The organism is Aromatoleum aromaticum EbN1 (assembly GCF_000025965.1).
Classification (GTDB): domain Bacteria; phylum Pseudomonadota; class Gammaproteobacteria; order Burkholderiales; family Rhodocyclaceae; genus Aromatoleum; species Aromatoleum aromaticum.
On the sequence record NC_006513.1, the window covers coordinates 2516114 to 2542696 of the forward strand.

General features: G+C 62.6%; 21 protein-coding genes. 10 read left to right on the plus strand and 11 right to left on the minus strand.

What is annotated here, in order from left to right; genetic code table 11:
- The first annotated feature begins 3 nt into the window (after positions 1-3).
- The 8 genes from EBN1_RS11995 (at position 4) to EBN1_RS12030 (ending at position 10750) form a co-directional block, all read left to right on the plus strand.
- The gene (locus EBN1_RS11995) at positions 4-1221 is read left to right on the plus strand and encodes a TIGR04063 family PEP-CTERM/XrtA system glycosyltransferase (RefSeq protein ID WP_011238225.1); all 1218 of its coding nucleotides are present in this window, start codon (positions 4-6) and stop codon (positions 1219-1221) included.
- A 4-nt stretch (positions 1222-1225) separates the two neighbouring features.
- Positions 1226-3154 carry an asparagine synthase (glutamine-hydrolyzing) gene (gene asnB, locus EBN1_RS12000; protein WP_011238226.1) on the plus strand — a complete coding sequence of 643 codons (1929 nt, stop codon included), beginning with the start codon at positions 1226-1228 and terminating at the stop codon, positions 3152-3154.
- Entirely contained in the window at positions 3151-4377 is a 1227-nt protein-coding gene (locus tag EBN1_RS12005; protein ID WP_011238227.1) for a TIGR03087 family PEP-CTERM/XrtA system glycosyltransferase, read from the plus strand. Before asnB ends, EBN1_RS12005 begins: the two co-directional genes overlap by 4 nt.
- Entirely contained in the window at positions 4374-5690 is a 1317-nt protein-coding gene (locus EBN1_RS12010; protein ID WP_011238228.1) for a nucleotide sugar dehydrogenase, read from the plus strand. The genes EBN1_RS12005 and EBN1_RS12010 overlap by 4 nt, the downstream gene beginning before the upstream one ends.
- A gap of 62 nt (positions 5691-5752) precedes the next feature.
- On the plus strand, positions 5753-6718 hold the full coding sequence (locus EBN1_RS12015) for a transglutaminase domain-containing protein (RefSeq protein WP_068881171.1): 966 nt from the start codon (positions 5753-5755) through the stop codon (positions 6716-6718).
- A 346-nt stretch (positions 6719-7064) separates the two neighbouring features.
- Positions 7065-8423, plus strand: coding sequence for an IS1182-like element ISAzo1 family transposase (locus tag EBN1_RS12020; RefSeq protein WP_011236184.1), 1359 nt, complete (start codon positions 7065-7067; stop codon positions 8421-8423).
- A 110-nt stretch (positions 8424-8533) separates the two neighbouring features.
- Complete coding sequence (locus EBN1_RS12025) at positions 8534-9388, plus strand: glycosyltransferase (protein WP_049780263.1); 855 nt, start codon at positions 8534-8536, stop codon at positions 9386-9388.
- A 27-nt stretch (positions 9389-9415) separates the two neighbouring features.
- On the plus strand, positions 9416-10750 hold the full coding sequence (locus EBN1_RS12030; RefSeq protein WP_011238232.1) for a putative O-glycosylation ligase, exosortase A system-associated: 1335 nt from the start codon (positions 9416-9418) through the stop codon (positions 10748-10750).
- Here EBN1_RS12030 and EBN1_RS12035 read toward each other — a convergent pair.
- From EBN1_RS12035 to EBN1_RS12050, 4 genes are read right to left on the minus strand one after another with little or no spacing between them, the layout of a single operon-like run.
- A complete protein-coding gene (locus EBN1_RS12035; protein WP_011238233.1) occupies positions 10730-11959 on the minus strand; it encodes a carboxylate--amine ligase in 1230 nt (409 codons plus the stop codon). The two genes, EBN1_RS12030 and EBN1_RS12035, sit on opposite strands and share 21 nt — an antisense overlap.
- A 16-nt stretch (positions 11960-11975) precedes the next feature.
- The gene (locus EBN1_RS12040; protein ID WP_011238234.1) at positions 11976-12938 is read right to left on the minus strand and encodes a polysaccharide deacetylase family protein; all 963 of its coding nucleotides are present in this window, start codon (positions 12936-12938) and stop codon (positions 11976-11978) included.
- A complete protein-coding gene (locus tag EBN1_RS12045) occupies positions 12935-13528 on the minus strand; it encodes an arsenate-mycothiol transferase ArsC (RefSeq protein WP_049780264.1) in 594 nt (197 codons plus the stop codon). The genes EBN1_RS12040 and EBN1_RS12045 overlap by 4 nt, the downstream gene beginning before the upstream one ends.
- Positions 13525-15414 carry an asparagine synthetase B family protein gene (locus tag EBN1_RS12050; protein WP_241762724.1) on the minus strand — a complete coding sequence of 630 codons (1890 nt, stop codon included), beginning with the start codon at positions 15412-15414 and terminating at the stop codon, positions 13525-13527. Before EBN1_RS12050 ends, EBN1_RS12045 begins: the two co-directional genes overlap by 4 nt.
- Positions 15415-15669: 255 nt before the next feature.
- Here EBN1_RS12050 and EBN1_RS12055 point away from each other — a divergent pair, with 255 nt between their 5' ends.
- On the plus strand, positions 15670-17142 hold the full coding sequence (locus EBN1_RS12055) for a polysaccharide lyase (RefSeq protein WP_162014369.1): 1473 nt from the start codon (positions 15670-15672) through the stop codon (positions 17140-17142).
- 152 nt (positions 17143-17294) lie between these two features.
- Here EBN1_RS12055 and EBN1_RS12060 read toward each other — a convergent pair whose 3' ends face one another.
- The 7 genes from EBN1_RS12060 to EBN1_RS12090 form a co-directional block, all read right to left on the minus strand.
- Positions 17295-18131, minus strand: a complete 837-nt coding sequence (locus tag EBN1_RS12060) for a class I SAM-dependent methyltransferase (RefSeq protein ID WP_011238238.1) — start codon at positions 18129-18131, stop codon at positions 17295-17297.
- A gap of 148 nt (positions 18132-18279) precedes the next feature.
- Entirely contained in the window at positions 18280-19584 is a 1305-nt protein-coding gene (locus tag EBN1_RS12065; protein WP_011238239.1) for a glycosyltransferase, read from the minus strand.
- Positions 19585-19628: 44 nt separating this feature from the next.
- The gene (locus EBN1_RS12070; protein ID WP_011238240.1) at positions 19629-20471 is read right to left on the minus strand and encodes a polysaccharide pyruvyl transferase family protein; all 843 of its coding nucleotides are present in this window, start codon (positions 20469-20471) and stop codon (positions 19629-19631) included.
- Positions 20472-20515: 44 nt separating this feature from the next.
- Positions 20516-21976 carry an oligosaccharide flippase family protein gene (locus EBN1_RS12075; protein WP_011238241.1) on the minus strand — a complete coding sequence of 487 codons (1461 nt, stop codon included), beginning with the start codon at positions 21974-21976 and terminating at the stop codon, positions 20516-20518.
- Positions 21977-22016: 40 nt separating this feature from the next.
- Positions 22017-23267 (minus strand): pyridoxal-dependent decarboxylase, exosortase A system-associated, encoded by a 1251-nt coding sequence (locus tag EBN1_RS12080; protein ID WP_011238242.1) that lies wholly within the window; start codon positions 23265-23267, stop codon positions 22017-22019.
- Positions 23268-23322: 55 nt separating this feature from the next.
- On the minus strand, positions 23323-24903 hold the full coding sequence (locus EBN1_RS12085; RefSeq protein WP_041646287.1) for an acyl-CoA ligase (AMP-forming), exosortase A system-associated: 1581 nt from the start codon (positions 24901-24903) through the stop codon (positions 23323-23325).
- A 140-nt stretch (positions 24904-25043) separates the two neighbouring features.
- Positions 25044-26117 carry a carboxylate--amine ligase gene (locus EBN1_RS12090; protein ID WP_241762725.1) on the minus strand — a complete coding sequence of 358 codons (1074 nt, stop codon included), beginning with the start codon at positions 26115-26117 and terminating at the stop codon, positions 25044-25046.
- Positions 26118-26330: 213 nt separating this feature from the next.
- Here EBN1_RS12090 and EBN1_RS12095 point away from each other — a divergent pair, with 213 nt between their 5' ends.
- Positions 26331-26579, plus strand: a complete 249-nt coding sequence (locus tag EBN1_RS12095) for a phosphopantetheine-binding protein (RefSeq protein WP_041647237.1) — start codon at positions 26331-26333, stop codon at positions 26577-26579.
- The last annotated feature ends 4 nt before the right edge of the window (positions 26580-26583 follow it).

Here is a 26583-nt window from a genome sequence, read left to right on the forward strand (position 1 = left end):
CCGATGCGCATCCTGCACGTCCTCGACCATTCGCTCCCGCTGCACAGTGGCTACACGTTCCGTACCGCAGCGATCGTGCGCGAGCAGCGCGCGCTGGGCTGGGAGACGTTCCACCTGACGACGCCCAAGCAGGGCAAGTCGACGGGGCTGGTCGAGGATGCCGACGGGCTGAGTTTTCATCGCACGCCCGCGCCCGACGAAGCCGGTCTGCTGGCGCAGATGCGGTTTACCGCCGCGCGTCTCGACGAACTCGTCCGCGCACTGCAGCCGGACGTGATCCACGCACATTCGCCGGTACTGAATGCGTTGCCGAGCCTGTGGGTCGCGCGCCGGCGCAAGTTGCCGGTCGTCTACGAACTGCGGGCGTCGTGGGAGGACGCCGCGGTCGATCATGGCACCACGACCGAAGGCAGCCTGCGCTACCGCCTGTCGCGCGCGCTCGAGAGCTTTGCCTTGCACCACGCCGACCAGGTCACGACGATCTGCGAAGGTTTGCGCGGCGACATCGCGTCGCGCGGCATCGCAGCGGACAAGATCACGGTGATTCCGAACGCCGTCGATGCCGGCGCGTTCAAGTTCGGCACCGAACCCGATGCCGCGCTGCGCACCGAGCTGGGCCTGGACGGCAAGACGGTGATCGGCTTCGCCGGATCGTTCTACGGTTACGAGGGCCTGCACCTGCTGGTGTCGGCGCTCGCCCGGCTCGTCGGGCGCTTCCCCGAAATCCGCCTGTTGCTGGTCGGCGGTGGCGTGCAGGAAGAGGCGCTGCGGCGCCAGGCGGTTGCCGAAGGCATTGCCGACCGCGTCGTCTTCACCGGGCGGGTCGCGCACAACCGGGTGCAGAAATATTACGAGCTGATCGACGTACTCGCCTATCCGCGCCTGCCGATGCGGCTCACCGAGCTCGTCACGCCGCTGAAGCCGCTCGAAGCGATGGCCCAGGGACGCATGTTCGTGGCATCCGATGTCGGCGGCCACCGCGAGCTCGTGCGCGACGGTGAAACCGGATTCCTGTGCAAGGCCGGCAGCGTCGATGCGCTCGCCGACACGATCGCGTCGGTCCTCGGCAACCGTGAAGCGTGGCCCGGCATGCGGGCGAACGCGCGCGCGTTCGTCGAGCGCGAGCGGACCTGGGCGAACAGCGTCGGTCGCTACCAGGATGTTTATCAGCGTGCGCTTGCAACGCGCGGGCGCGAGGCCTTGCTGGCCGGAGCGAGGTAACGCGATGTGCGGCATTCACGGCATCTATCGTTTCGACGCCGCGCCCGTTTCGCCGGCGCAGCTGTCGGCGATGGGCGACGTGACGCGCCACCGCGGGCCGGACGACGAAGGCCGGTACATCGACGCGGACGGGCGCTGCGGCATCGCGATGCGTCGTCTGTCGATCATCGATCTGGCAGGCGGGCACCAGCCGATTTCCAACGCGGACGACACGCTGTGGGGCGTGTGCAACGGGGAGATCTACAACTTTCGCGAACTACGCGCCGAATTGCAGGAGCGGGGCTACCGGTTCAAGACGGGGTCCGACAGCGAAGTGCTGGTGCACCTCTATGACGCGTTCGGCGACGATTTCGTGCACCGTCTCGACGGCATGTTCAATTTCGCGCTGTGGGATGCACGGCGCAAACGCCTGCTGATCGGGCGCGACCCGCTCGGCGTGAAGCCGCTGTACGTGCATCGTTCCGCCAGCATGCTCGCGTTCGCGACCGAGGCGAAAGCGCTGCTCGAACTTCCCGGCGTCACGCGCGAACTCGACCATGACGTCGTCGCCGACTACCTCCACCTCGGTTACGTCGCCGCGCCGCACTCGATGTTCCGCGACATCCGCAAGCTGCCGCCTGCGACCCTGCTGTCGGTCGAGAACGGCGAAGTGCGGCAATGGCGCTACTGGCGGCTGCCGTCGAGTGTCGCCCGTTATGTCACCGAAGCGGAGTGGATCGGCCGGATCCGCGACGGCATGGAGCGCGCCGTGCATCGCCAGATGGTCAGCGACGTGCCGATCGGAGCTTTCCTGTCGGGAGGCGTGGATTCGAGCGCCGTGGTCGCGTTCATGGCGAAACATTCCGCGCACCCGATCCGCACTTACGCGATCGGCTTCGAAGGCGGCGAAGCCGAGCAGCTCTACAACGAACTGCCTTACGCCCGCCAGGTCGCGCAGCTGATCGGCACCGAACATCACGAGATCGTCGTCACGCCCGATGTCGTCGGCCTGCTGCCGAAGCTGCTGTGGCACATGGACGAGCCGGTGTCGGATTCGGCTTTCATCACGACTTTTCTCGTGTCCGAATTCGCGCGCCGCGACGTCAAGGTGATCCTGTCGGGAGTCGGCGGGGACGAGCTCTTCGGCGGCTATCGCCGCTACCTCGGCGGCCACTACGTGCGCAAGTTGCAGCGCCTGCCGCGCTGGTCGCGCCAGCTGATGTCGCGCACTGCGGCGATGCTGCCGAGCGACCGGCACTCGAAAGTGCTCAACACGATGCGGCTCGCGCGCGGCTTTCTCGCATCAGCCGAGCTGTCTCCCGACGAGCGTTATCGCCACTATCTGCAGGTGCTCGATCGCGCGTCGATCGCCGAACTCATGAACGGCAGGACCGGCACGACCGACGCGTTGCGCGACGCCTTTGCCGCGGCCGGCGACGAAGACGCTTTAAACCGCATGTTCGCCGTCGACGCCGAAACCCAGCTGCCCGACGACCTGCTGCTGCTGACCGACAAGATGAGCATGGCGGTGTCGCTCGAATGCCGCGTGCCGCTGCTCGACCGGGAGCTCGTCGAACTCGCTGCCGCGATTCCCGAAGCGCTGAAAGTCCGGGACGGGCGCCTCAAGCACCTGATGAAGGAGGCGCTCGCCGACGTGCTGCCGGCGAGCATTCTCGATCGCAAGAAGCGCGGCTTCGGCACGCCGATGGGAGCGTGGCTGAAACGCGATCTCGCACCGGTGCTGCGCCGCCTGCTGTCGGCCGACGTGGTCCGTGATCGCGCGCTGTTCGAGCCGAAAGTGATCGCCCGCCTGATGGCCGACCACGATGCGAACCGGATCGACGGCACCGATGCGCTGCTCGCGCTGATGAACCTGGAGATCTGGAGCCGCATCTTCCTCGACCGCCGCTCTCCCGATGACGTGACGACCGAACTCAAGGCGTACCTTCCATGAAGATCCTCTACGTCTGCCATCGCTTCCCGTTTCCGCCCAAGCGCGGCGGCAAGATCCGCCCGTTCAACATGATCCGGCACCTGTCGCAGAAGCATCAGGTGACGGTGTGCTCGCTCGCGCGCTCGCAGGCCGAGGCGGAAGAGGGCGCCGGCATCGCGCCGCACTGCGAGCGCTTCGAGATCGGCAAGGTGTCGGATCCGGTGCAGGTGCTGCGCATGGTCGCCCGGCTGCCGACGACCGTGCCGTCCTCGATGGGTTTCTTCTGGTCGCCTGAACTCGCCGACAAGGTCAATGCCCTGCTCGCTGCGGAGCGCTTCGACCTGATCTTCGTCCACTGCTCGTCGGTCGCCCAGTACGTGACGCACGTGCATGGCATCCCGAAGATTCTCGACTTCGGCGACATGGACTCGCAGAAGTGGCTCGAATACGTGCGCTACAAGCCTTTCCCGCTGAAGCTCGGCTACTGGCTCGAAGGCAGCAAGATGGAGCGCGAGGAAAGGCGGCTCGCGCCGCTGTTCGACCTGTGCACGGCGACGACGCGCGCGGAGTGGGAGACGCTCGAAAGCTACGCGACCGGCGTCGCGACGGACTGGTTCCCGAACGGCGTTGATGCCGAGTTCTTCAAGCCGGATGGCGACGGATACGACGCCGACACGATCAGCTTCATCGGCCGCATGGACTACTACCCGAACCAGGAATGCATGTCCGATTTCTGCGAACGGACGTGGCCACTGCTGCGCGCGCGCCGTCCCGGCATGAAGCTGCTGATCGTCGGCGCCGATCCGTCGCCGGCGGTGCAGAAGCTCGGGGAGCTGCCGGGCGTCACGGTGACCGGCTCGGTCGCCGACGTGCGCCCGTACATCCTGCGCTCGGCGGCGATGGTCGCGCCGCTGAACATCGCCCGCGGCACGCAGAACAAGATCCTCGAAGCGATGGCGATGGGCGTGCCGGTCGTCTCGAGCGGCGTCGCCGCAGGCGGCGTGGACGCGCTTGCCGAAGCGCATTTCCTGGTGGCGAACGAGCCGGCGGAATACGCCCAGGCAATCCTGCGCGTCGTCGAAAACCCCGCTGAGCGCGAGCGCCTTGCGCAGGCCGGGCGGCAGCGGATGCTGTCGCACCATGCCTGGCCGCGCTCGATGGAGCGCCTCGACGCGATCGTCGAGCGCTGCCTTGCCCGCCACCGCGCCAACCGGATTCACGACAACAGGGAAGTCATCCAATGAAAATAAGCATTTTCGGCCTCGGTTACGTCGGAGCGGTGTCGCTCGCGTGCCTCGCGCGCGACGGGCACAACGTTGTCGGCGTCGACATCGACGCCGCGAAGCTCGACCTGATCCGCGCCGGCACGACTCCGGTCGTCGAGGAAGGGATGGTCGAGCTGATGGAGAAAGTCGCTGCGAGCGGCCGGATCACGGTCACGACCGACACGCGCCAGGCCCTGCGCGACAGCGACCTCTCGCTGGTCTGCGTCGGCACGCCGTCGGCAGCGAACGGCAGCCAGGACCAGGGCGCGGTGCTGCGGCTGGCGAAGGATCTCGGCCGCGCGATCGCCGAAAAGGACGTGCCGCACGTCGTCGTGTTCCGTTCGACGCTCGTGCCGGGCACGGTCGAAGAGACGCTCCGCCCGATCATCGAGGCCGAATCCGGCAAGCGCGACGGCGAAGGCTTTCACCTGTGCTTCCAGCCGGAGTTCCTGCGCGAAGGCAGCTCGATCCGCGACTACGACAAGCCGCCGTTCACCGTTGTCGGCGCGAATCACGCGTATCCGGTCGAGCGTCTGCGCGAACTCTTCGGCCACCTGCCGTGCAAATTCCTGCAGACCTCGGTACGCGCCGCCGAGATGATGAAGTACTGCTGCAACAACTTTCACGCGCTCAAGATCACGTTCGCGAACGAGACCGCGCGCCTGTGCGAGGCGCTCGGCGTCGACGCGTTCGAAGTCATGAACCTCGTCTGCCAGGACACGCAGCTGAACATCTCTCCGGCATACCTGAAGCCCGGCTTCGCGTTCGGCGGCTCCTGCCTGCCGAAGGATCTGCGGGCGACGACTTACTTCGCCAAGATGCATGACGTCGAAGTGCCGATGCTGTCCGGCATCCTGCAGTCCAACCGCCAGCACATCGACCGCGCGATCGCGAAAGTGCTCGAATCCGGCCACCGCAAGATCGGCATGCTCGGCCTGTCGTTCAAGACCGGCACCGACGACCTGCGCGAGAGCCCACTCGTCGTACTCGCCGAACAGCTGATCGGCAAAGGCATGCAGCTCTCGATCTACGACCCCGACGTGCAACTCTCGCGCCTGCTCGGCGCAAACCGCCGCTTCATCGAAACCCAGTTGCCGCACATCGGCGATCTATTGAAGGCGGATCTCGCCGAAGTCATCGCGTCGGTGGACGTGCTCGTCGTCGGCGTGTCGAACCCGCTGATCTTCGACGTCCTCGCGACGCATTCGCGGCCCGGGCAGTACGTGCTCGACCTGGTCAATCTGCCGAATGCGGAGATGATCGAGGCGCGGGTCGAAGGGCTGTGCTGGTGACGCAAATCGAAGAAGCAAGGCCGCCAGCCGGCGTCCGCCGCGTATGGTTTTGGCTGTTCGCAATGAATCTGCTCGTGACCATCGTTCTCGTGGGCTCCCTCGCACCCCACTTCAAGGACTCGGCCGAACTCGTTCGGATGCGAAATGCGCTGCTGCTGCAGCCCGAGCCAGCCATGTATGAGTGGACGCCTGCGAATGTGCCGGAAGGCTTCGCGGTCGAGCCTGCGGAGCCTATTCCGCTTTATGCGGACATCGTCACTCGCCACGGCTTGCGCGTGGAAGGAGACGATTGGGCTACTGCGCTCAAGATCGGGCAGCATCTGCTTGTGGATGGAAGGCGTGGTGGCGGAGCGATTCAGTCCGATCTCGCAGACACCTACGCTCGTATCACCGAGCAGGGTGAGGGCTACTGCGGTGACTTCGCGGACAGTTTCACGGGGCTTGCGACCACCGCCGGTATTTTCTCGCGGCCGTGGGCCTTCTCATTTGACGGTTTTGGTGGTCGAGGCCACATTTTCAACGAGATCTGGGACAGCCAGAATGCTCGCTGGATCATGATCGACGTGTTCAACAACTTTTATGTCACCGATACGTCCGGCCGGCCACTTTCCGCGATGGCCTTCCGCGACGCGCTGATGCGTCATCAATCCGATGTGAAGTTCGCCCCGGTAAAACCGACGGCCCGCCGCGCGTTCACTCACGACGAAAAGGCTCTTGAGTTCTATCGCCGCGGCCTGCCCGAATGGTATATGTGGTGGGGCAACAACGTGTTCGAGTACGACCGTGCGCCGCTCGTGCGCATGCTGGGCGAGACCCACCGTGCGCTGGAGCAGCTGGGCGGGGTGGCGGCGGGCGTGCACCCGCGGATTCGCGTTCTCGAAACGTCGGACAATCTGCCTCAGCGCGAGACGATGACGGAGCTGCGAGTGCGCCTGCTCGCTATCGTTGTGCTCAGCCTCGTCACCTTGATTTGCCTGTGCGCCTGGTTGCTGATGCGCAGAAGGCACGCGAGCGGAATCCCGGCATGAGTGAAGCGCACGACGCGAATGCAGTTTCGCCCATCATGGCCGAAGCGGTGCCAGCTGTGTGCATCGTCGGTCCGATGCCGCCACCGTCAGGGGGCATGGCAAACCAGTGCGAGCAACTCGTGCGGCTGCTGAGACGCGACGGCGTCAAGGTCGAACTTGTGTGCAACAATGCACGACCCTACCCCCCATGGGTCGGGAGCGTTCCGGTCGTGCGTGCCGCTTGTCGGCTGTTTCCGTATCTTGCCCAGCTCTGGTTGTCGGCAGGGCGCGTCGAGGTCGTGCACGTCCTAGCAGCGTGTCGGACTATCCCCTGTAAAATGACGCGTCGCCCCTGGAACCCGAGAGCATGAGCCGCTTCCGCCCGATCGATCGCCAAACGGACTACCTGCTACCACCGTCGGTGCAGGACTGGCTGCCCGAATCGCACTTGGCGCGCTACGTGGTCGATGTGGTGGAAGGGCTGGACCTGTCGGCATTGGAGCGCGCCTACGCGGGTCGCGGTAGCGATGCCTACCACCCGGCGCTGCTGCTGTCGCTGCTGATCTACGGCTACGCGACGGGAACCCATTCGAGCCGCAAGATCGAGCGGGCCACGTACGACTCGCTGGCCTTCCGCTTCATCGCGTGCGACCAGCATCCGGACCACGACACGCTGGCGACGTTCCGCCGCCGTTTCGGCGATCAGTTCGCCGATGCCTTCGTGCAGGTGCTGCAAGTCGCCCGCGAGAACCAGCTCTCGCGCTTTGGCACCGTGAGCCTGGACGGTACCAAGATCCACGCCAACGCCAGCCGACACAGCGCGCTCTCGTATGGGCACGCCGAGAAGATCGAGGCCCAGCTCAAGGCCGAAGTGCAGGAGATGCTCGCGCTGGCCGAAGCGGCCGATCGGAGCTGCGTGCCCGAGGGCGTGGATCTGCCCGCGGAGATCCAGCGCCGAGAAGACCGGCTGGCCGCCATCGCGGCCGCCAAGGCCAAGATCGAAGCGCGCGCCAAGGAGCGCTTCGAGCGCGAACAGGCCGAGTTTGATGCCAAGCTGGCCAAGCGTCAGGCCAAGGCGGCGGCCACCGGCAAGAAGCCCGGCGGCAAGCCGCCGACCCCGCCTGCCCCCGGTCCGCGCGCGGACGACCAGCTCAATCTGACCGACGAAGACTCGCGCATCATGAAAGTGACCGGCGGCGGCTTCGAGCAGTGCTACAACGCGCAGGCGCTGGTCGATACGGAGTCGATGCTGGTGATGGTGCCCCACCTCACCCAGGCGGGCAACGACAAGGAGCAGGTCGAGCCGATGCTGGCCCGCATCGCGGCCCTGCCCGAAGGGCTCAATCAGCCCGACCAACTGCTGGCCGACACCGGTTTCTTCAGCGAGCGCAACGTCGAGCGCTGCCAGGCCGCCGGGATCGAACCGCTGATCGCGGTCGGGCGCGACGAGCACCATCCGGATTGGCGCCGCCGCTTCGAAGAGCCCGCCCCGCTCGAGCAGCCCGCCAGCCCCGTCGAACAGATGAAGCACGCCCTCAAGACCCGGGCCGGCCGCGCCGCCTACGCGCTCCGGAAACAGACCGTGGAACCGGTGTTCGGCATCATCAAGTCGGTGATGGGATTTCGCCAGTTCCTGCTGCGCGGGCTCGACAACGTGCGCGCCGAGTGGACCCTGGTGTGCTTGGCGTGGAACTTGAAGCGCATGGCCGTATTGCGTCCGCAGTGAGAAAAAAGGACAGGGGCATTGCGATTTCGGACAGGAAACCGCTGATTGGAACCTGAAATGCCGACCGTTTCTCACATTGTGAAATCAAGCCCCCGGATACAGCGCCGGCGGTGCTCAAGTCCGACACGCTGCTAGCCAATTCCGGCTGGGCCTGGCATCTGTTTGCCGCTCCCGCCATCTGGATCGCACGTGCCCGTGGCGTTGGGGTGATCGTCAATTACCGGGGCGGCAATGCCGACGCTTTCTTTGCCCGTGCGCCTGCCCATGTGCTCGCCACCCTGCGCAAGGCGAGTGCGCGGGTCACACCATCGGGATTCCTGCAACGCGTATTCGCCCGCTACGGGCTCGATGCAACGATCGTCCCCAACATCGTGGACCTCGCCCGCTTTCGTCCGGTGACGCGACCCCCTTTCGGTCATGCGCCCCATCTCGTAGTCACCCGGAATCTGGAGGCGATCTACGACATTCCCACGGCTATCCGCGCGTTCGCCGTCGTGCGTGAGGCGTTCCCGAATGCGCGGCTCACCGTCGCCGGAAGTGGTCCGGAGCTTGGCCGGCTGCAGGCGGTCGTCGGCGAACTCGGCCTCGATGGCAGCGTGCATTTCAGCGGCCGCCTCGACAACAGCGAGATTCCAGCGCTTTATGCTGCGGCTGATTGCATGCTGAATCCGAGCACCGTGGACAACATGCCGATCTCGATCCTCGAAGCCTTCGCCAGCGGCGTGCCGGTCGTGACTACCCGTGCGGGCGGCATTCCGGACATGGTCGAGGACGGCGTCTCGGCCCTGCTGGTGCCGGTCGGTGACGCCTCGTCGATGGCTAGACAGGCCGTTCGCGTGCTTGCCGACCCCGTATTGGCCGGTTCGCTGCGTGCGGCAGGGCTCGAGGCTGCAGCTGCGTTTGCATGGCCGGCCGTCCGCGAGCAATGGCTCGAGGTTTATCGATTCGTGGCCACCCTCAAATAAGCCTGGTCATGGTGAGGAGCAACTGAAATGCGTGATTTGCTCTTACTGCTGATCGTGGTCCCCGGCGGCTTGCTTGCGCTTCGGCATCCCTTCGTCGGCGCGATGATGTGGACCTGGATCAGCATCATGAACCCTCACCGTCTGACCTGGAGCTTCATGCACGACGCTCCGGTCGCGATGTTCATCGGCGTATGTACCCTGATCGGCCTGCTGTCGTCGAAGGAAAAACGCAGTCCCTTCATTGGCGCGCCCGTCTACTGGCTCGTTGTCCTGGTGGGCTGGATGTTTGTCACGACCATCTTCGCGTTCGATACCGCGGCGAGCATGAAGCAACTCGTAAAGGTGCTGAAGATCGACCTGATGGTGTTGGTCACGCTGATGCTTGTCCGGACCAAGCGCGAGATGATCGTCTTTGCCTGGATTCTCGCGCTGTCGGTGGCGTTCTACGGCATCAAGGGGGGCATCTATACCTTGCTCCAAGGGGGGGAAGGGAGGGTTTACGGACCCGAGGGGACCTACATCGAGGATAACAACTCCCTGGCCGTGGCGTTGATCGTTACCGTGCCGCTGCTTCGCTTCTTGCAAACGACGCTCGAGAAAACATGGCAGAAATACGCGATGACAGGCGCTATCCTGATCTGCGGGGTAGCCATTCTCGGTTCGCATTCGCGGGGCGGTTTCCTAGCCATTTCGGCGATGCTCGCCGTGCTTTGGTGGCGCGGAAAGAACAAGCTGGCGACGGGTCTTATCATGTTGACCGTTGGCGCCGCGGCACTTTCGTTCATGCCTCCCGAGTGGTGGACGCGGATGGAAACGATCGGGACGCATGAGGATCGTTCCGCAATGGGGCGCATCAACGCCTGGACAATGGCATTCAACATTGCAAAAGATAATTTCTTCGGAGGTGGATACAGTATTTACAACCCGTGGGTTTACAGCGTCTATGCGCCCGATCCGACCTATATCGTCTCGGCGCACAGCATCTACTTCCACATGCTGGGCGAGCATGGATTCGGCGGACTTTTGATCTACCTTTGCCTATGGCTGACGACCTGGACGACTGCCGGATGGCTGCGTAAGCATGGGCGCAAGCAGACCGAAACGGAGTGGTGTGCTCAATTCGGTTCAATGTTGCAGGTATCGCTCGTCGGCTTCGCCGTGGGAGGTGCCTTTCTCAGTCTTTCGTACTTCGATCTGCCCTACAATCTGATGGCCCTTGCAGTCGCAGCACGCTTCTGGGTGCAGTCTCGCGCATGGGAGACCGAGCCGGCGTTTGAACCCCACGGACGGATCTTCGGAGTGCCCTTGTTCGTTGGCGACCGGCTGGGGCCACCGCGCCGGTCAACGTTTCAGCAGGCGTAGCGCGTAGTTCCTCAGATCGGCGAGCATTGGACCGGGGTCGCGATGATCCCACAGGTAATAGCGCGCTTCGGGCCGCAGGAAATCCCGCGCGAAGCGCCAAAGTTCGTGGCCCGGCCGAATGCAGAAAAACGGATCCTGGATCTTTCCCGGCTGAAACAGAATGCGCATGAGCCGTTTAATCTCGCTGATGACCATTCGGCAGCGCAGTTCCTCGTTCAGAGGTGGAAGAGCCGGGCGTATCCCCTGCCCCTGCAGTTGATAAGCGAGACGGGCGAAACCCGCCCCGGCATGCACCGCAAGAGGAAAACTTCCCCAGAATCGGCCATTGATTTCCATCAGCGCAGCTTCGCCGGTCGCATCATCGAGGCGGTACTCCACCATTGCGCAGCCTTCCCATCCGACGGCCCGCAACAGCGCAATGGAGCGTTCCTGGAGGTCCTGGTGCTGCGATAGGGACAATGCATCGCAGACGCTGGAAAAACCACCCTCCGGCGGCCACTCGGCGATTCGCAGGTGCTGGAAGCGCCTCACGGCCTGACCGCCGTGCATGAAGAAGAATTGCCCCAGACCCCGGCCGGGCCAATACTCCTGGATCAGCGGCCAGATTTGCGCCGGTACGAAACGCTCGCCGATACGCCCGAGCGCCGCCTCGTCCGCAGCAAACTCCAGCTTCTGCAGTGATAATCCGTGCTTGTGCAGGCGTGGCATGGCGGCGATCGGGTCCGCCCATTTGACGACCGCCGGATAGCGCATGGCAGTACAGGCTTCGCGCCAGGACGTGAGCGAGGTCGGCGCATGGGTTCGCGGCACGCGAATGCCGACCGTTTCCGCGAGCTTCAGCGTCTGCGCCTTGTCGAGCACACGGCGGAAGACGTCCGCCTCGGGTGCGATCACCTTCACCGACCCTAATGCCTCGCGGTGGGTAATCAGCCATGTAAGGTCGGCTTCCGAGATCGCGAGCAGGATCGCGCTGCCATACTCGTCGCCGAGTTCGCGAATACGCCGCACCAGCGCATCGTCACGCGCCGGGCCGACAACAACGCCGCGCGCCAGGTAACGGGACGCGAGGCCGATCGAGCGACTGCGGTTCGCGAGGCCGACGACGCGTACACCGGCACGGCCGAGTTCGCGAATCACGCCGACGCCGATCTGTGTGTCGATGCCGAGCACGAAGCACGGCGGCGATGCCGGGTTTGCCTGGCCGTTCATGACTCGCGATCTCGCCTTACATGGTCAGACGGCGGGCTGCCTGTCCGGCATAACGATTGAGGGTGGCCAAGCGGCCGACCTGCACCAGAGTAGCGTCGGGTGGTGTAATCGCCAGATCGGGCGATAGTGCGAGGCCCCGCGTGGGAAATACATGGCGGTGTTCGCCAAGATACCGGCAAAGCCTCTCGAAGCGTGCCGCGACGATGCCGTCGGGCGTCGTTGCGCCCGTGCGCAGCATCTCGAAGTTGTGCGACAGCACGGTAAAGGAGGGGTGGCCGCAGCGCGCCGAACCCTCGATCGCCTGCTCGAACTCGCGTGCGCTGCATGCGCCGACCTGTGCGTGCCGCTTCCGGCCCCACCCGTCGCGGAATACCGTCATCGGCAGCAGTTGAAGCGCGCCACGCTGGCGCGGGAAGTAGAAATCGCCCTCCGCGCGCAAGTCTGCGCCGGAAACCGCGTAGCACATGTTGAGGCTCGAATCCACGCGCAGGCCGCAGGCCTCGACGGCGGCGAGGGTGTCGGCGTTCGCGGCGAAGCTGCCGGCACGAAACGCGGTCACGCGGTCGCTGCCGGCCTCGGCGAGCAGCGCCAGCCCGCGGCGCAGCAGTGCGGTCTGCTCTTCGCGCGAATAGTGGATCAGGTGCTGGCGCTTGAAAGGCTTGTCCGGAAAGATGTACGGGCGGATCTCGTCGGTCCATTCCGGATGCAGGTGCATCTGCACTTCCTGCCCGGCGTCGCGGATCAGCCCCGTCACCCTGGCCAGGTGTTCGACGCCGAAGCGGGCGGCGAACAGCGGTTCGACGAAGAACACGCCGCGCAGGCTGTGGCGATTCAGGATTTCCAGCGTCTTCGGCAAGGCGTATTCGCCCGCGCGCGAGCGGCCATACACGTAGCGATCGAACGCGGCCGGAAAGCGTTCGTCGAGTGCCTGCCAGCTGTTGCACCAGATCTCGATGTCGAAAGTCAGGAAGACGTTCATCGGCGAATGCTCGGGCTGTTGCCGAGTTCCAGTTCGTTCACCAGATTGCGCACCGCTGGCAGCAGGATGGCGAAGCAACTGCGATAGTAGTCCTCGGAAAGCGTGTCGGGATCGTGGATGTGATAACGGATCGGTCGCGCCCAATGCCCCAGCAGCGCGATGCGCGCGGCCGGAATGCCGTGGCTGACCAGGCGATGCGCATGGCGCAACTCCATCACCAGCAGCAGATCGTCGTCGCGCGGGCAGTAATCGGAGATGTCGGTGGCGGCGTGATGCTCGAGCGACAGACCGAATTCCCGCGCCACCATGCGTGCCGTCTCGGTCGCAGGAGCGCCGGTGGTCGTCGACAGGCCGATCGAGATGCAGTCCACCGGTTCGCGGGCAGCGACTGCGTGGGCGAACGCACTGCGATTGATGTTTCCCAGGCAGACGAACACGAGCCGCCCGACCTTGCGAGGGTCCACGGAACGGAACCGATTGCGCGCGCCGACGATGCCTTCGAGTTGACCCAGCAGATAGCGCATCCAGCCGCGATGGGTGCCGTGGTTGGTCTCGATCAGTCGCAGCGTACGCGCGAATACCGAACTCACAAACGATACTCCGGCGCGTGCTCGCGCAGCCACAGCTCCAGCATCTGCAGGATCCACACCATTTCGCCGTAATAGCCCGGATGGGCTGGCAGGAGGTTCGTGAGGAGGTCGTCGATGAATGCGCCGCGGACGATGCCGCGCTGCTTGAGCGTTTCCAGCGAATCCCGCGCCATGCTCCGCAAGCCGGCATGCTGCGAGGCCCATACACCGAACGGAAGGCCGAAGCCGTGCTTTTTCTTCGCGATGATCTCGTCGGGCAGGAAGCCGCGCAGGGCTTCCTTGAAGAACCAGCGCAGGGTCAACCCCTTGAGCTTCCACTCGGCGGGCAGAGTCAGCGAGAACTCGAGCAACTCGTCTGACAGCAGCGGAAATGCGACCTCCACCCCTGCGAGTGCGGTCGAACCCAGCACCTTGGACAGATCATTATCGGCCAGCGTGTATTTCCAGTCGAAGGCCAGCATCCGGTTCACCAGCGGCTGCCCGGCGGTTTCCGCCCATACCGTGCGCTGCGCTGCCAGCGGCGCCTCCTGCTGTACGAGGCCGAGGAAATCGGCCGTCAACACATGCGTCGGCCCCAGCCGCAGCAGCAGGTTGTACATGCCCATGCGGTCGGGCAGGGGGACGCGGGCCTGGCTCACGTAGCTGGCCGCCTTCTTCACCACCGGCACACGATCCATCCCTCGCAAGCCCAGCATCGGCTCCAGCATCGATGAGCGCAGCACACCCGGCACAGCGTCGTAGAAGCCGAAAATGCGCTGCTTTGCGTAGCGCGAATTGCCGCCGAAGAGTTCGTCGCCACCGTCGCCGGCGAGCATGCGGGTGATGCCATCGTTGCGCGCGTTGCGGGCACACAGCCAGCTCGGCACCACCGAGGAGTTGCCGAAGGGTTCGTCGTAATATGCCGCGACCTTCGGGATGCCCTCGATCAGGTCGTCCGGGGTTACGTAGTACTCGTGGTGATCCGTGCCGAAGTGCTTCGCCGCGATCCGCGCGTAGGCCATCTCGTCGTAGCCGGCGGCGTCGAAGCCGATCGAATAGGTCGGCGCCGGCCGGCCAAGTACCCTGCACAACATGCCGGACACTGTCGAGCTATCGGTACCGCCCGAGAGAAAGGCCCCCGGCTGGCCGTCCGAGGTTTCGCGTGCGACCGCCGATTCGACGATCTCGAGAAAGCGCAGCTTGCCCGCCTCCAGATCCAGTGACCGGTCCGGGGCAAAGCGGGGCGTCCAGTAGCGCTCGCTGCGTGCCTTTCCGTCACGCCAGTGCAGGACGTGACCGGGCAGCAGTCGTTCGACGCCGGCGAACACCGTTCTCGGCGCTGGAATCATGTGGAAATAGAGGTAATCGAACAGGGCCTGGGTGTCGAGCGCTTTGGCCACGACCGGCACTTCGTCCGCACGGGTCGCGAAGGCGAGCATTCCATCCTCGATCGCATGGCACAAGGGATGCGTGCCAAAGCGGTCCACCGCGAGCCACGCGGATCCTTCGCCGCCGTTCAGCACCACGACCGCGAACCGGCCTTTCGCCGCAGCCGGAGCGCGTGCCCCCCGCTCGCGAAAGGCGTCGAGCCAGGCCGCCGCTATGCCGGCGGTCGACGCGCGCTCATGGAGGGCGCCGGGCTCGAAGCGAGGGCTGCCGAGCGCCATGCAGACCAAGTCGCCTGCCCGATGAACGGCAACCCCGCCGTCGTGGGAGCAGAAGCCGCTGCGAAATTCGACCAGACCGGAGAGGCTGTTCGACCGACCCGCTCCATGCAAGGGTGCGTTGCGCGAAATGGCGCCTGTAATTCTGGCAAGCAAGCGTGGTCCCTCCACTTTGCGGTGCATGTCACTGCTGATCCAGGGCCGGTTAATCATACCGCATCGGGGTTGCCGCTTGGCCGTCACGGAGTCGACGGCGCGGGAAAGAAAAACGTAACCGCCCTCGCAGCGGCCGCCATCGCCGGTGCGGGGCTGGTAGTATCGTCCGCGCTCGACGTCCGTTTACCCGATGTTCTCGGCTCGCTCGCTCGCGCGTGCGACCGCGATACAACAAAGGGGGCCGCTGTGGATTCCAATAGCCTTGCCGATCGCCCCGTCTGCTCGACGCTGGCCTCGAGCCCGCATTCCCAGGGCGCGCACCGAAGAAGGCCAGCAAAGTCATTGCGTCGCATTGCCGCGCTGTGCATCTGTCTCTCGCCCGCCGTCGGGTCAGCGGCCCTGACCTTGTCGGATGGCGCCGGAGGAATGACCTGCCGCCACTTCGCGACCGCCGCCAAGATGGCGTGGCAGCAGGCCGGGGGTGACTGGGCCGACGCAACCGGCAAACCATACGGGGACAAGCCCTATGCGGCGGAAGACGTGCCGATGGCGCGAGGCCGCCAGAGCGTGTCATGGGACGTGACAGCCCTCGTGCGGGCTTGGCAAGATCATGTCGTGCCGCCCGGCGCAGTACTGTTGCGAGCGATTCCGGGGACGAACCCGGGAGCAGTCAACTTCGACAGTCGTGAGAGCGAGGATGCGTCTGCCCGGCCTGAGCTCATCATCGAATGGGCGGGCGACACACGCACCCGATCGAACCCGCTGGCGGACACCCATTTGCCTTGCTCGACCCAAAAGAGCATCGGCGAGAAACCGGTTTTTCAGGTGAAAGGCGACACCAACGCGATCCTGGTCTTCCCCTTCGACGACAAGGATCGCCGCCCCATCGCGCGCGCGGAACTGCGGTTGAGCACCGGCAAGGTGTATCACCGCAGTACGTCGATCGGCGTCTACGGGCCGACGCTGCCGGGCGGCAAGGGTGAGGCAACGCGACGAGGGATCGCCGGCGGATTCCCGCTCGACAAGGGAATTGAGCGCCACCCGGATGTGGTGTTCGCCGACCGCTTCGAATCGCCCGACTGGATGACCCGCTGGCCGATCTACAGCAAGAACAGCACGACGGAGATCGTCGCCAGCGACGACGCCAACCGCTTCGAGCGCCTCGACGCCAGGGCCTTGAAAGTGACTGTTCCGAGAGGCAAGGTCCTCGGCCTGAACGCGCAATACCGGTTCGACCAACGCCCGGAGGGGGAGCCGGAGGCGATGTACTTCCGCTACTACCTTCGTTTTGGCGAAAACTGGAATCCCACCCTGCAGGGCGGCAAGCTGCCCGGATTCGCGGGCACCTATAATCGCGGAGGTTGGGGCGGGCGAAAGGCGAACGGCACCAATGGCTGGTCGGCGCGCGGTACCTTTTTTCGCCTGAGCGGCCGAAATTCCCTCTCTGGCGTCCATCGGAGCATCGGTTCCTACGTCTATCATGCCGATATGTCCCAGACCTATGGCAGTACCTGGGGCTGGAACCAGGGACCGACCGGCATGCTGGAAAAGAACCGCTGGTACAGCATCGAGCAGTACGTACGGATGAACACCCCGGGCAGGAATGACGGAGTGCTGCGCGCGTGGGTCGATGGCGAAGTTGCCTTCGAGAAAACCGACATGCGCTATCGTGACGGGCTCGATCTGAAGATCGAGTCGCTATGGATGAACGTCTATCACGGCGGCACGACCCCGACCGCTCATGACCTGACGCTCTACATCGATAATCTGGTGATCGCGCGGAATTACATTGGCCCCATGGAGCCGTCGCGTTAAGATTCATTAAAAGGCCGCTTCGTCGGGGACCGTCGCTCCCGTTGTCGACACCTTGGCGGTGACCGAGGCGACGGCCGAAAAGCGTGTCGAAACGACAACTGCGTAGAGGGTCTCCGATGACGCCCCCCGATGCCCGAATGGGTGATTCAGACTCATGAGCGACGCTTGATTGCGAAAAGCGTAACGCCTGAGGTCAGAACATGCGCAGCAAAACGCAGGAGCGGGACGGTTTTCACTGCCCACAGGGCCGCACGCCCTGCTGAGCCGAATTTGGACATATCAGCAGCGTCGAAGCGATCAAGGCTTTGAAGACCGACTCGGTCAAGGTAGTCACGCAAGCCAAAGAAACTGAACCAATTGACAGCAGGGTATTTCGCATGGTTGACGAGTTCGGGGCGCGTTGTTACGGCCATCTGCTCGTAGTAGCGCTTCAATTGCGAGGGATACCAGCTATACAGGGGAAGGTGGAACTCATCCTGCTTCGGGCACAGAACGTTGGTGGTGCTCAGATAAAGTATGCCGCCCGGCGCGAGCACCCGGGCAGCCTCGTTGAGACAGGATTGCCAGTCCGCGACGTGTTCGAGCAGTTCGGGCAAGAGAACCACATTCATGCTTCCATCGGGATATGGCAATCGGGTCGCAGAGCCGACATCGAACTCAATGGAGAACCCGGCTTCGCTTGCGCGCATGCGTGCAATTTCGATGAGGGGGCCATTCACGTCTAGCCCATGGACCTCATGTCCGAGTTCGGCCCAGAGTCGGCTGAAAGTGCCGGCACCGCAACCAATGTCCGCGACATGCAGTGATCGTCCCGAATCGTCGTCTAGGGACAGCAGACGTAAAACATTGTCACGAATTCGCTTGAACCGCCCGAGTGTCGCGTCGGACACGCTGGCGCTTGAATAGTAGGCAAGGAAATTTGGGTCCGAACCGTGGTCGAACGAAACGATATCTGCCTCTCTCGGCTGCCCTGAAGGTGTGGAATGCATGTCGGTCTCCAACTTGTGATCCTGTGCAGGCTATTCAACGTATCCGTTTTTGATGATTATCGGAATATGTGAATGTCTTGATTTTGTCCATGGGCCGGAAAATGACAGCTTGAGGATGACCTGTTGGAAGGCGGGATAGGCAGGACGCTCACCTTTCGTACACTGGGTGTTGGCCGTCGCCCGAACTGCCGGTAATGATCGTCTGAAGGTCACGAATCATTTTTGCCTGTACGGTCTGCGCTTCATACAGTTCCTCGAAACGCTTGCGCCCCGATTGGGCAATGCGGTTTCGCAATGCTTCGTCCTCCATGAGTCGCAGACATGCATTGGCAAATTCGACGGGGGTATCGGCGATGAGTATGTCGCGTTCCGGAACCAGATCCAGTCCTTCGGCGCCGATCGATGTCGAAACAACGGGGCGGCAATACGCAAGTGCTTCAAGGATCTTGATTCGGGTGCCACCACCGAACCGGATGGGGGCGATGACGATGTCTGCTCGTTCGTAGCAGGGCTCGACGGAATCCACTCCTCCCGTCACCGTCACCGCAGGATCTTCGGCAAGTGCCCTGATTGCGGAAGACGGCCCCCGACCGACGATCTCCAGGGCGAGCGTACCTTTGGCCTGGACCTTGATGAGAGGAAGAATCTTGCCGATGAGGAACAGCGCCGCATCTTCGTTGGGCTGATACGTCATCGTGCCCAGAAATAGCAGGTTCACTTCTCCGCTCGCTGGGCGCAGCGGCAGTGCGGTCACGTCAGGCAGCGAGTTCGGCACGACGCAGATTGTGGCAGCAGAACCGACGTTGTGGAGGCGTTCCGCGTCGAGCGCCGAACATACGCTCACCCCGACCGCTGCGTTCAGCGCCTGCCTTTCCCTGTCTGCCGTTTCAAATTGCTCGAGTTTCATAAGCAAACGTTGTTCGAATCCCGTTGATGCACCCCTCACCGAAATTTCCCGCTGCAGGGCGATCGATTCAATATCATCAAAGTCGACAAAGACCTTGAACCTGTCTCGGATGGAGCAACCGAGCAGCGGCTCGAGCAACGTGTAATTGCGAAGGCGGAAGCAGTACACCAAATCAAAACTGCGCTTGGAGATCCGAGCACGAAGGGCTCCGAGTTCGGGACAATTCCGAAGTGTCGTCATGGGGCGCCCCCACGTCAGCAGTCGCCTAAGGAAGGTCGCGCCAGGCACGCCGGACGTCCGGGCACGAGCAGTCATCTCGAGCGGAATCAGGTGCAGGGATCGGCAGCGCGCGCGCAAGGCATCGAGCGGCTCCAGCCTGCTGATCTGCCCCGGCGTCAAAAGCAGCACGATGTCTACCTCTCCCGCCTTGGACAGTGCCTCGATATGAGCCCAGGCGCGTTTCTGAATGCCGGCACCCTCGGCGATTGGTTGTGTGGGGCATAGGAACAGAGTGTCCAGCCGCTTAGGTGTATTTCCGTGCTGCAAGGAACCATCTCCGGTCGTGGTTGGAAAATGTCCTCAGGTCGTAGTCAGGCATCGACGACTCTTTCAAATGTACTTACTGCATCCTGAAGACGGTCCAGCCTATCGTTTAAAACCGAGTCCGACGAAAGGAGCCACGCATTTTCCGACGAGATAGAACGCAACTTGCGTTCTATCCAGTACATTTTCAGTTTCGAGCGAAATTCACCCCTTGGTTTCGCCTTCGCATTGTTCCACAAGGGAGGCAACGCGACTGGCGAGAAGGGGAGTTCGACGGATCTGCACCAATCGGTCCATTTGAACGTATTGGTTCCACCTTCCAATTCGACGCTGTTTGCTCTAATCGCACGCCATGGAATACGAAGGCTGTCTGCCAGTATCGCTCCATGCATTGCCTCCGCAATGACGAATTTGCAGCGGCTTAGGTTTTCAAGAAAAGCTTCTACATTCAGGCAGGGTGAAACCAGTTGATAACCCAAACGTTCGGCCATTATGCTCCACAGGTCGTGAGGAGCAGAGAAGTATGGAACGATTCCGATCTCGTACCGTTGAGGGTTGTTTATCCGATAAAGTCTGGCGACCATGGATGCAGGATCTATTATCCCGAGTTTGGGTGAGATGCCGAGCGCCGCGGCCGTTAAGGGGCCTCGTACGGAAAAAACTCGTAAATCAGTTTGAGGGCTTATTCCATGTTCTTTACTTCTCGTCCCGCTGCCCAATATGTATTTTGGTCCCGGTGAATTCAGTCTTTCATCAAGTACGGATCCGATTCCATAAAGCGTTCCGGCAACGTCGAGTGTACTAAGTCGTGGCACTAATTTCGGCCAAAGCCAGGTGTTAAGTGCGTCTCCGACATTCGGTGGCGTCGTCCTGCACCAGTACATTTCCATCGTAGTGTCCAATGCTCGTGCGAGAAGAATACGGCTTCAGGGTCTTAAAGATGCTCACGCGTACCGAATAGATTTAGGTGGGCTAGAAGTAGTGATGCTTCCATTTTTAGCGGGTGCTTTGTGACTGCGATCCCTAGCGCCCAGCCAGATACAAAAAGAAATGCACTTGCCGTAATGATGGTAAGTGTCGTGAAGGTGTTTGGCGAAAAATAATCGTAAATCCTGATAAGAACGGGGCCTATGATTGAAATTGGAACAATTAAATATGCTGCTCTGACTGCGCGCCAAAATTCCATTAAGTTCAAATTAAACGCAACTCTCAAGCTGTGCAATAAAATAATACATTCAATCACGTAAGAAATGCTAAAGACGACAACCACCTGATCGAGATCGAGCCAGATTGAAGACAGAAGGGAGAGAATTCTGAAGCATTGAGTTACGACCTGGGCTCGTAAGAGAAGGCCGACTTTCCCGCAAGCAACCAGTGACGTGCTAGCCATCGATGTCGGCGTAGTAAATATCGCGAACGCGCAGAGAAGTGTGGCGAGTGGTGCGGATCGCTCCCAGTTGGGGCCGAAGAGGAAAAGGATGAGGGGGGCAGCCATGACGGCAAGTACCGCAAGAGCCGGAGCAGTGAAGGCGATCATGTAGTTCATTGCTCTGCTGTACAGATACGCTGGATTCTGGCCTGCGCGGACGTCTATCGCGAACGAAGGCAAATAGACGCCGCGTACCAGTGTGATGATTTGTCCGAGGGCCATGTTTCGGAGCCCGTTCGCGCGACTGAAGTATGCGACGGGAGCAAAGCCCAGCGTACGTCCAAGGATTAGATCTGGAGCGCTGTTTCCAAGCTCTGAGAGAATCGAGCCTGCACTGGATAGCGAGCCGAATCGCATGATCTCACCGAGGCCACGCACAGCTGGCAGCATGAACACCTGTCCCCGCCTCATGATGTTTAGAATCACGACGCTAGAGATGCTCCCCGCGACGGCGCCCCACGCCATGCTCAGATAGCTTTCTCCGGCGAGTGCAGCACCTATCGTGACGGTAGTGCTCACGACCGTATTGGAGATGTTGACGATCGCGATCTTGTCGAAGCGCATCTCGCGGCGCAGGAGGGATAGTAGCGGCGCTCCGAACGGAAGGATCACGAAATTGACCGCGATAAGCCGGATCACTTCTGCGATTGCGGGGCTGCCGTAAAAGCCGGCAATTGGCGTGCGGAGCAGCAGGAGAAGGACGGCGATTGACCACGAGATGCAGAGCGTGACCGTGAATGCCGCTCGCAGCCGTTGTCGGGTGACTTCCTTTATCTGGATGAGGAACTGGCCGACGCCGAACTCGCGGAAAATGTGGGCGAAAGCGAGGACAGAAACGGAGACGGAGAATATCCCGATTTCTTCCGGGGCGAGCAGTCTCGAGATGACGACGATACTCGTGAAATTCACCGCAAAGATGATCAGCTGGGAAAGGGCGTTGATCCCTAGCGCCTTCCGTATCTTCATGAGCAATGTGCTTACAAGGAGAGCGCGAAGGGAATGACAGTCACGTCAGGATCTCGATAATCTCGGGGTGGCCGAGGAAACCAGTTGGACTCGCACTTGCGCCATATGCGCCCGACTGATGTATCACCACCAGGTCGCCGGGCTGCACTTGCGGCAGATTTATCTTTTCTCCAAGCAGATCCAGCGGCGTGCATAGCGGTCCCACAACTGAATAGTTCTCCGTTGCCGCATCACCCATACGATTGCCGATGGCGACCGGGTAATTCTTACGGATTACCTGGCCGAAGTTCCCGCTTGCTGACAGATGGTGATGCAGCCCGCCGTCGGTCACGAGGTAAGTGTGACCGCGCGACACCTTCTTGTCGATAACCCGGCACACGTAGATGCCGGCTTCGCCGACCAGGTAGCGGCCGAGTTCGATGACGAGCTGCGCTTGTGGCAGTTTGCGCGCCGCTTCGGCGACGAGGGCAGCGAGGTTGTCGCCAATCGGAGCAAGTTCGAGCCGTTGTTCGCCGGGGAAGTAGGGGATGCCGAAGCCGCCACCGAGATTCAGGAACTTCACCGGCGCCGGAGCGTGCTCAGCGAGGCGCAGGGCGAGTTCGAAGCTTTTCCGCTGCGCCTCGACGATGGCCTCGGCCTTCAGATTCTGCGAACCGGCGAAAAGGTGGAAGCCCTCGAAAGCGAGACCGGCGCGGCCGATTTCAGCCAGCAGTTGCGGCACCTGTTCGGCATCGACACCGAACTGCTTAGGGCCGCCGCCCATCTTCATGCCTGAGCTTTTCAGCTCGAAATCGGGGTTCACGCGCACGGCGACTCGCGCTGGCAGGCCAAGCGCCACGGAGGCGGCGACGAGCGGGGCGATCTCCCGAAAGGATTCGAGGTTCACCAAGATGCCTGCCGCCACAGACTGCTGAAGTTCGGCGTCCTGCTTGCCGGGGCCGGCGAAGCTGATTTCCCCAGGATCGGCACCGGCGTCGAGTGCCACCTTCAATTCGCCGGCGGAGGCGACGTCAATGCCATCGACCAGCTTCGCCATGTGGCACACCAAGGCCGGCATTGGGTTGGCCTTCATCGCGTAGTGCAGTCTCACTTCGCGCGGCAGCGCGGTGCGCAGTTCCGACACCCGTTGCGTCAGCAGGCCGCGGTCGTAAGCGTAGAACGGCGTGCGGCCGACGCGCGCAGCAAGACGCGTGAGCGAGATTCCGCCGACGACGAGTTCGCCCTTGGCCACGGAGAACTGCGTCATCGGGGCGTGGGTGGGAGGTGCCTTGACAGTGACGGAGTTGCTCATTGCCCGATGGTCATCCATGTTGTGCTGGAGCTTGCTGCAATAACAACACAAAAGGCTATATCGTGCTTGCCAGCGCCTTGCGGTCGATCTTTCCATTCAGGTTGCGCGGCAGCGGGGCTTCGCGCACCTCTATGCAGGCGGGCACCATATATCCCGGCATGCGCGCACGACACTCAGCCAGCAGCGCAGCAGGGTCGAGTGTGCCCCCGACCGGTGGCGTGACGATCAGGACGATAGTCTGGCCGAGGGTGTCGTCGGCCACGCCGAAGGCGGCGCATTCGCCGACAAGCGTCGTGGCGTAGACAATTTCCTCCACTTCGGTCGGGCTGACGCGATAGCCGGAAGTCTTGATCATCTCGTCACGGCGGCCGATGAAGTATAGGAAGCCTTCCTCGTCGCGGCGCACGTTGTCGCCCGAGAACACGGCGATCTCAGGTAGCACCAAGCCACCCTGGCGTCCGGGAGCGTGGGCGGGAAGGGGCCTGAAACGTTCTGCGGTCTTTTCCGGATCGTTCCAGTAGCCCATCGCGACCAGCGCTCCGCGCTGCACCAGTTCACCGGGCTCGTTCGGCGCACATTCGTTGCCGTCTTCGCGCAGCACGAATACGTCGGAGTTGGGGATGGCCTTGCCGATCGAATCCGGGCGACGATCGACCTCTTCGGGCGGCAGATACGTGGCGCGGAAGGCTTCGGTGAGACCGTACATCAGGTACGGCTCGGCCCGCGGCAGCATCGAGCGCAGTCTGCTGAGCGTTTCCATCGGCATCCGTCCGCCGGTATTCGCGAAGTAGCGCAAGTGCTCGCCAACGGTTTCGGGCCACTGCAGCTGTGACAACTGGATCCACAGCGGCGGCACGACGGTAAGACCGGTGATCCGTTCCTTCTCGAGCGCTCTCAATACGTCGCGCGGCATCAGATAGTTCAACAGCACGACCCGCGCCCCGACGTGGAAAGCGGTTGTGAGCTGCGAGAAGCCGGCATCGAAAGACAGTGGCAGCGCGGCGAGCAGCGTGTCACCGGAATGGTTTTTCAGGTAGCCGGCGACGCTCTTCGCGCCTGCGACCATATTCCGGTGGGACAGCACTACGCCTTTTGGGCGGCCCGTGCTGCCGGAGGTGTACAGAATGGCCGCCATGTCGGAATCGATCACGCGGTGACCGGGGGCCGTCGGCGCGCTGAGCATGTCCTGCCAGCGATGCATCGAGGCGCCCGGCAAGACCGGCAGTTCGGCCGATGTTCCGGTGAGTACGACGTGGCGCAGGTCGTGACACGTCGCGAGCGTGTCCTTGAGGGCGGCAAAGCGCTCCGGCGAAGTCACCAGCACGCGCACATTGCAGTCCTGCAGGATGTAGCCGACCTGCTCGGCCTTGAGGATCGGGTTTACCGGGACGAACACGCCACCCGCCAACGACGACCCGAAGAACGCTGTGACGGTTTCGAGGCGCTTATCGAGATAGATGCCGACGCGTTCGGAGCGGGCGAGGCCGAGCCCGCTCAGGCCGGCGGCGAATGCGATGACGTCCTCGGAGAGGCCGGAATAGTTGTGGGTGCGGCCCGTGAACGTGAGTGCCCCGGCGTCGGGGGAGCGCTCGGCTGAGGCGAAGATGAGCCGGTGAAGAAGTTCGGTGGAAGTCATTCTGTATGGGCTATCGGCATCGGCAATCGCATGGGATGGCATAAGTCTAACCGAAAGCACATAACGGTCGCCTTACGGGTGAAGGGAGCGCGTGACAAGCAGCTAACGTGGGGAATCGTCCCAGCGCGTCGACTCCCACATCAGGCCTTACCCGTGATGAGCCGGCTGGCCTTGCGGGCGGCTCGCCCCGGCAGGTTATTCGCGAAGCGGCGGAGCGCTCCCAAGAACGGGCCGAGGTCTCGCAGGTCATAGTAGACACCCTGAATCCGATGCCCCAGCAATTTGGCGGGCGCGTTCTGCATCAACCAGGGGATCGCACCGGGGTCGCGCTCGCCGTTGATCCACAGATGGCTCGTCCTTTGCGCAGCCGGCGGCAGTGGCTCTCCGGTTACGGCGCAGTACTCGATAAGCGGCAGGTTGACGCCGTTGGCCACGCACAGCCCGACCCAGAAATCCGTTCGGCCTACCGTCGGCTCGATCACCCATTGGCGACCTTCCCTGTCCCGCTTGAGTTCGAGTGATACCGGGCCGGACAGCTTGAGCCCTTCGAAGAATTGTCGAGCCAGTCCATAGACTTCGTCGCTCGGTTCGGGGACGGCAATCGTCGTATGCCCCATGGGGCGCGATCGCAACTTGCGGCCTTCGAAGCGGGCGAGCACGCGCCCTGCGTCCAGATACAACGCGCCAAAACGGATATGCGTGTCGTCCCCCGGGATGAATTCCTGAACGATCACCGGCATGCTCTGCTCCATGCGCCAGCGTGCCGCGACGAAGGCCTCCAAGGAGTCCGCTACCTGCGTCTTGAACGCCGATACCGGGCGGGTCGGTTTGGCGATTACCGGGAACTGCAGCGTCGTCAGACGATCTCGGGCTTCGTCGAGATTCGTTATTAGCAACGACTTCGGGTAGTGCAGCCCGACCTCGAGGCAGCGTGCCTCGATGCGGTCCTTTCCGAGAAGTGGGACCAGAATTTCGGCTGCGTGCGCCCAGCTTAACCGAAACCGGCGGGAAACGGCGTCCGCATGCCGTCCAACCACCTCGACCATACGGTCATTGGTCAGAAACAGTACCGGTTTTCCGGTGTTTTGCTCGGGAATTTCGAGTTGCAACAGGTTTTCGATGAGCCCCTCGCCATTTATGTCGGGCACAATGCGTATCTCGGCGCAACAAGTGCCTACGCCAGGGAGCGCGGCATTTGCCTCCAGTGCGAGCACACGTATGCCCGCCTGACAAAGCGATCGCGCAATACCTAGACCGTGGGCACACAAGCCCACGACGACGGCGTGCTGGGGGGCAGTCGGGCTCGGCATGCTGGAGATCCAAAAGTATGTTCGCTATATTCTGTCACGAGAGCGACGAACGCACTTATTTTATGATTCTTGCAGAAACGGGGGGTGTAACAACACCGCCCATTCAGGGAGCAGATGTTGGACATTCACGCAGAAGTTCTTGCCATTCTCGATGAAATTCTGAGCCTGCAAGGACGTGCGGCCGGCATGACGGCCGACACGCCCCTGCTTGGCGCCGTGCCCGAACTCGATTCGATGGCCGTGGTCGGTGTGATCGGCGCGATCGAAGAGCGCTTCGACATCATTTTCGATGATGACGAAATCGACGGCCAAACCTTCGCCAGCGTTGGTTCGCTGGTCGAGGCGGTCAGCGCCAAGCTCACCTAAACTG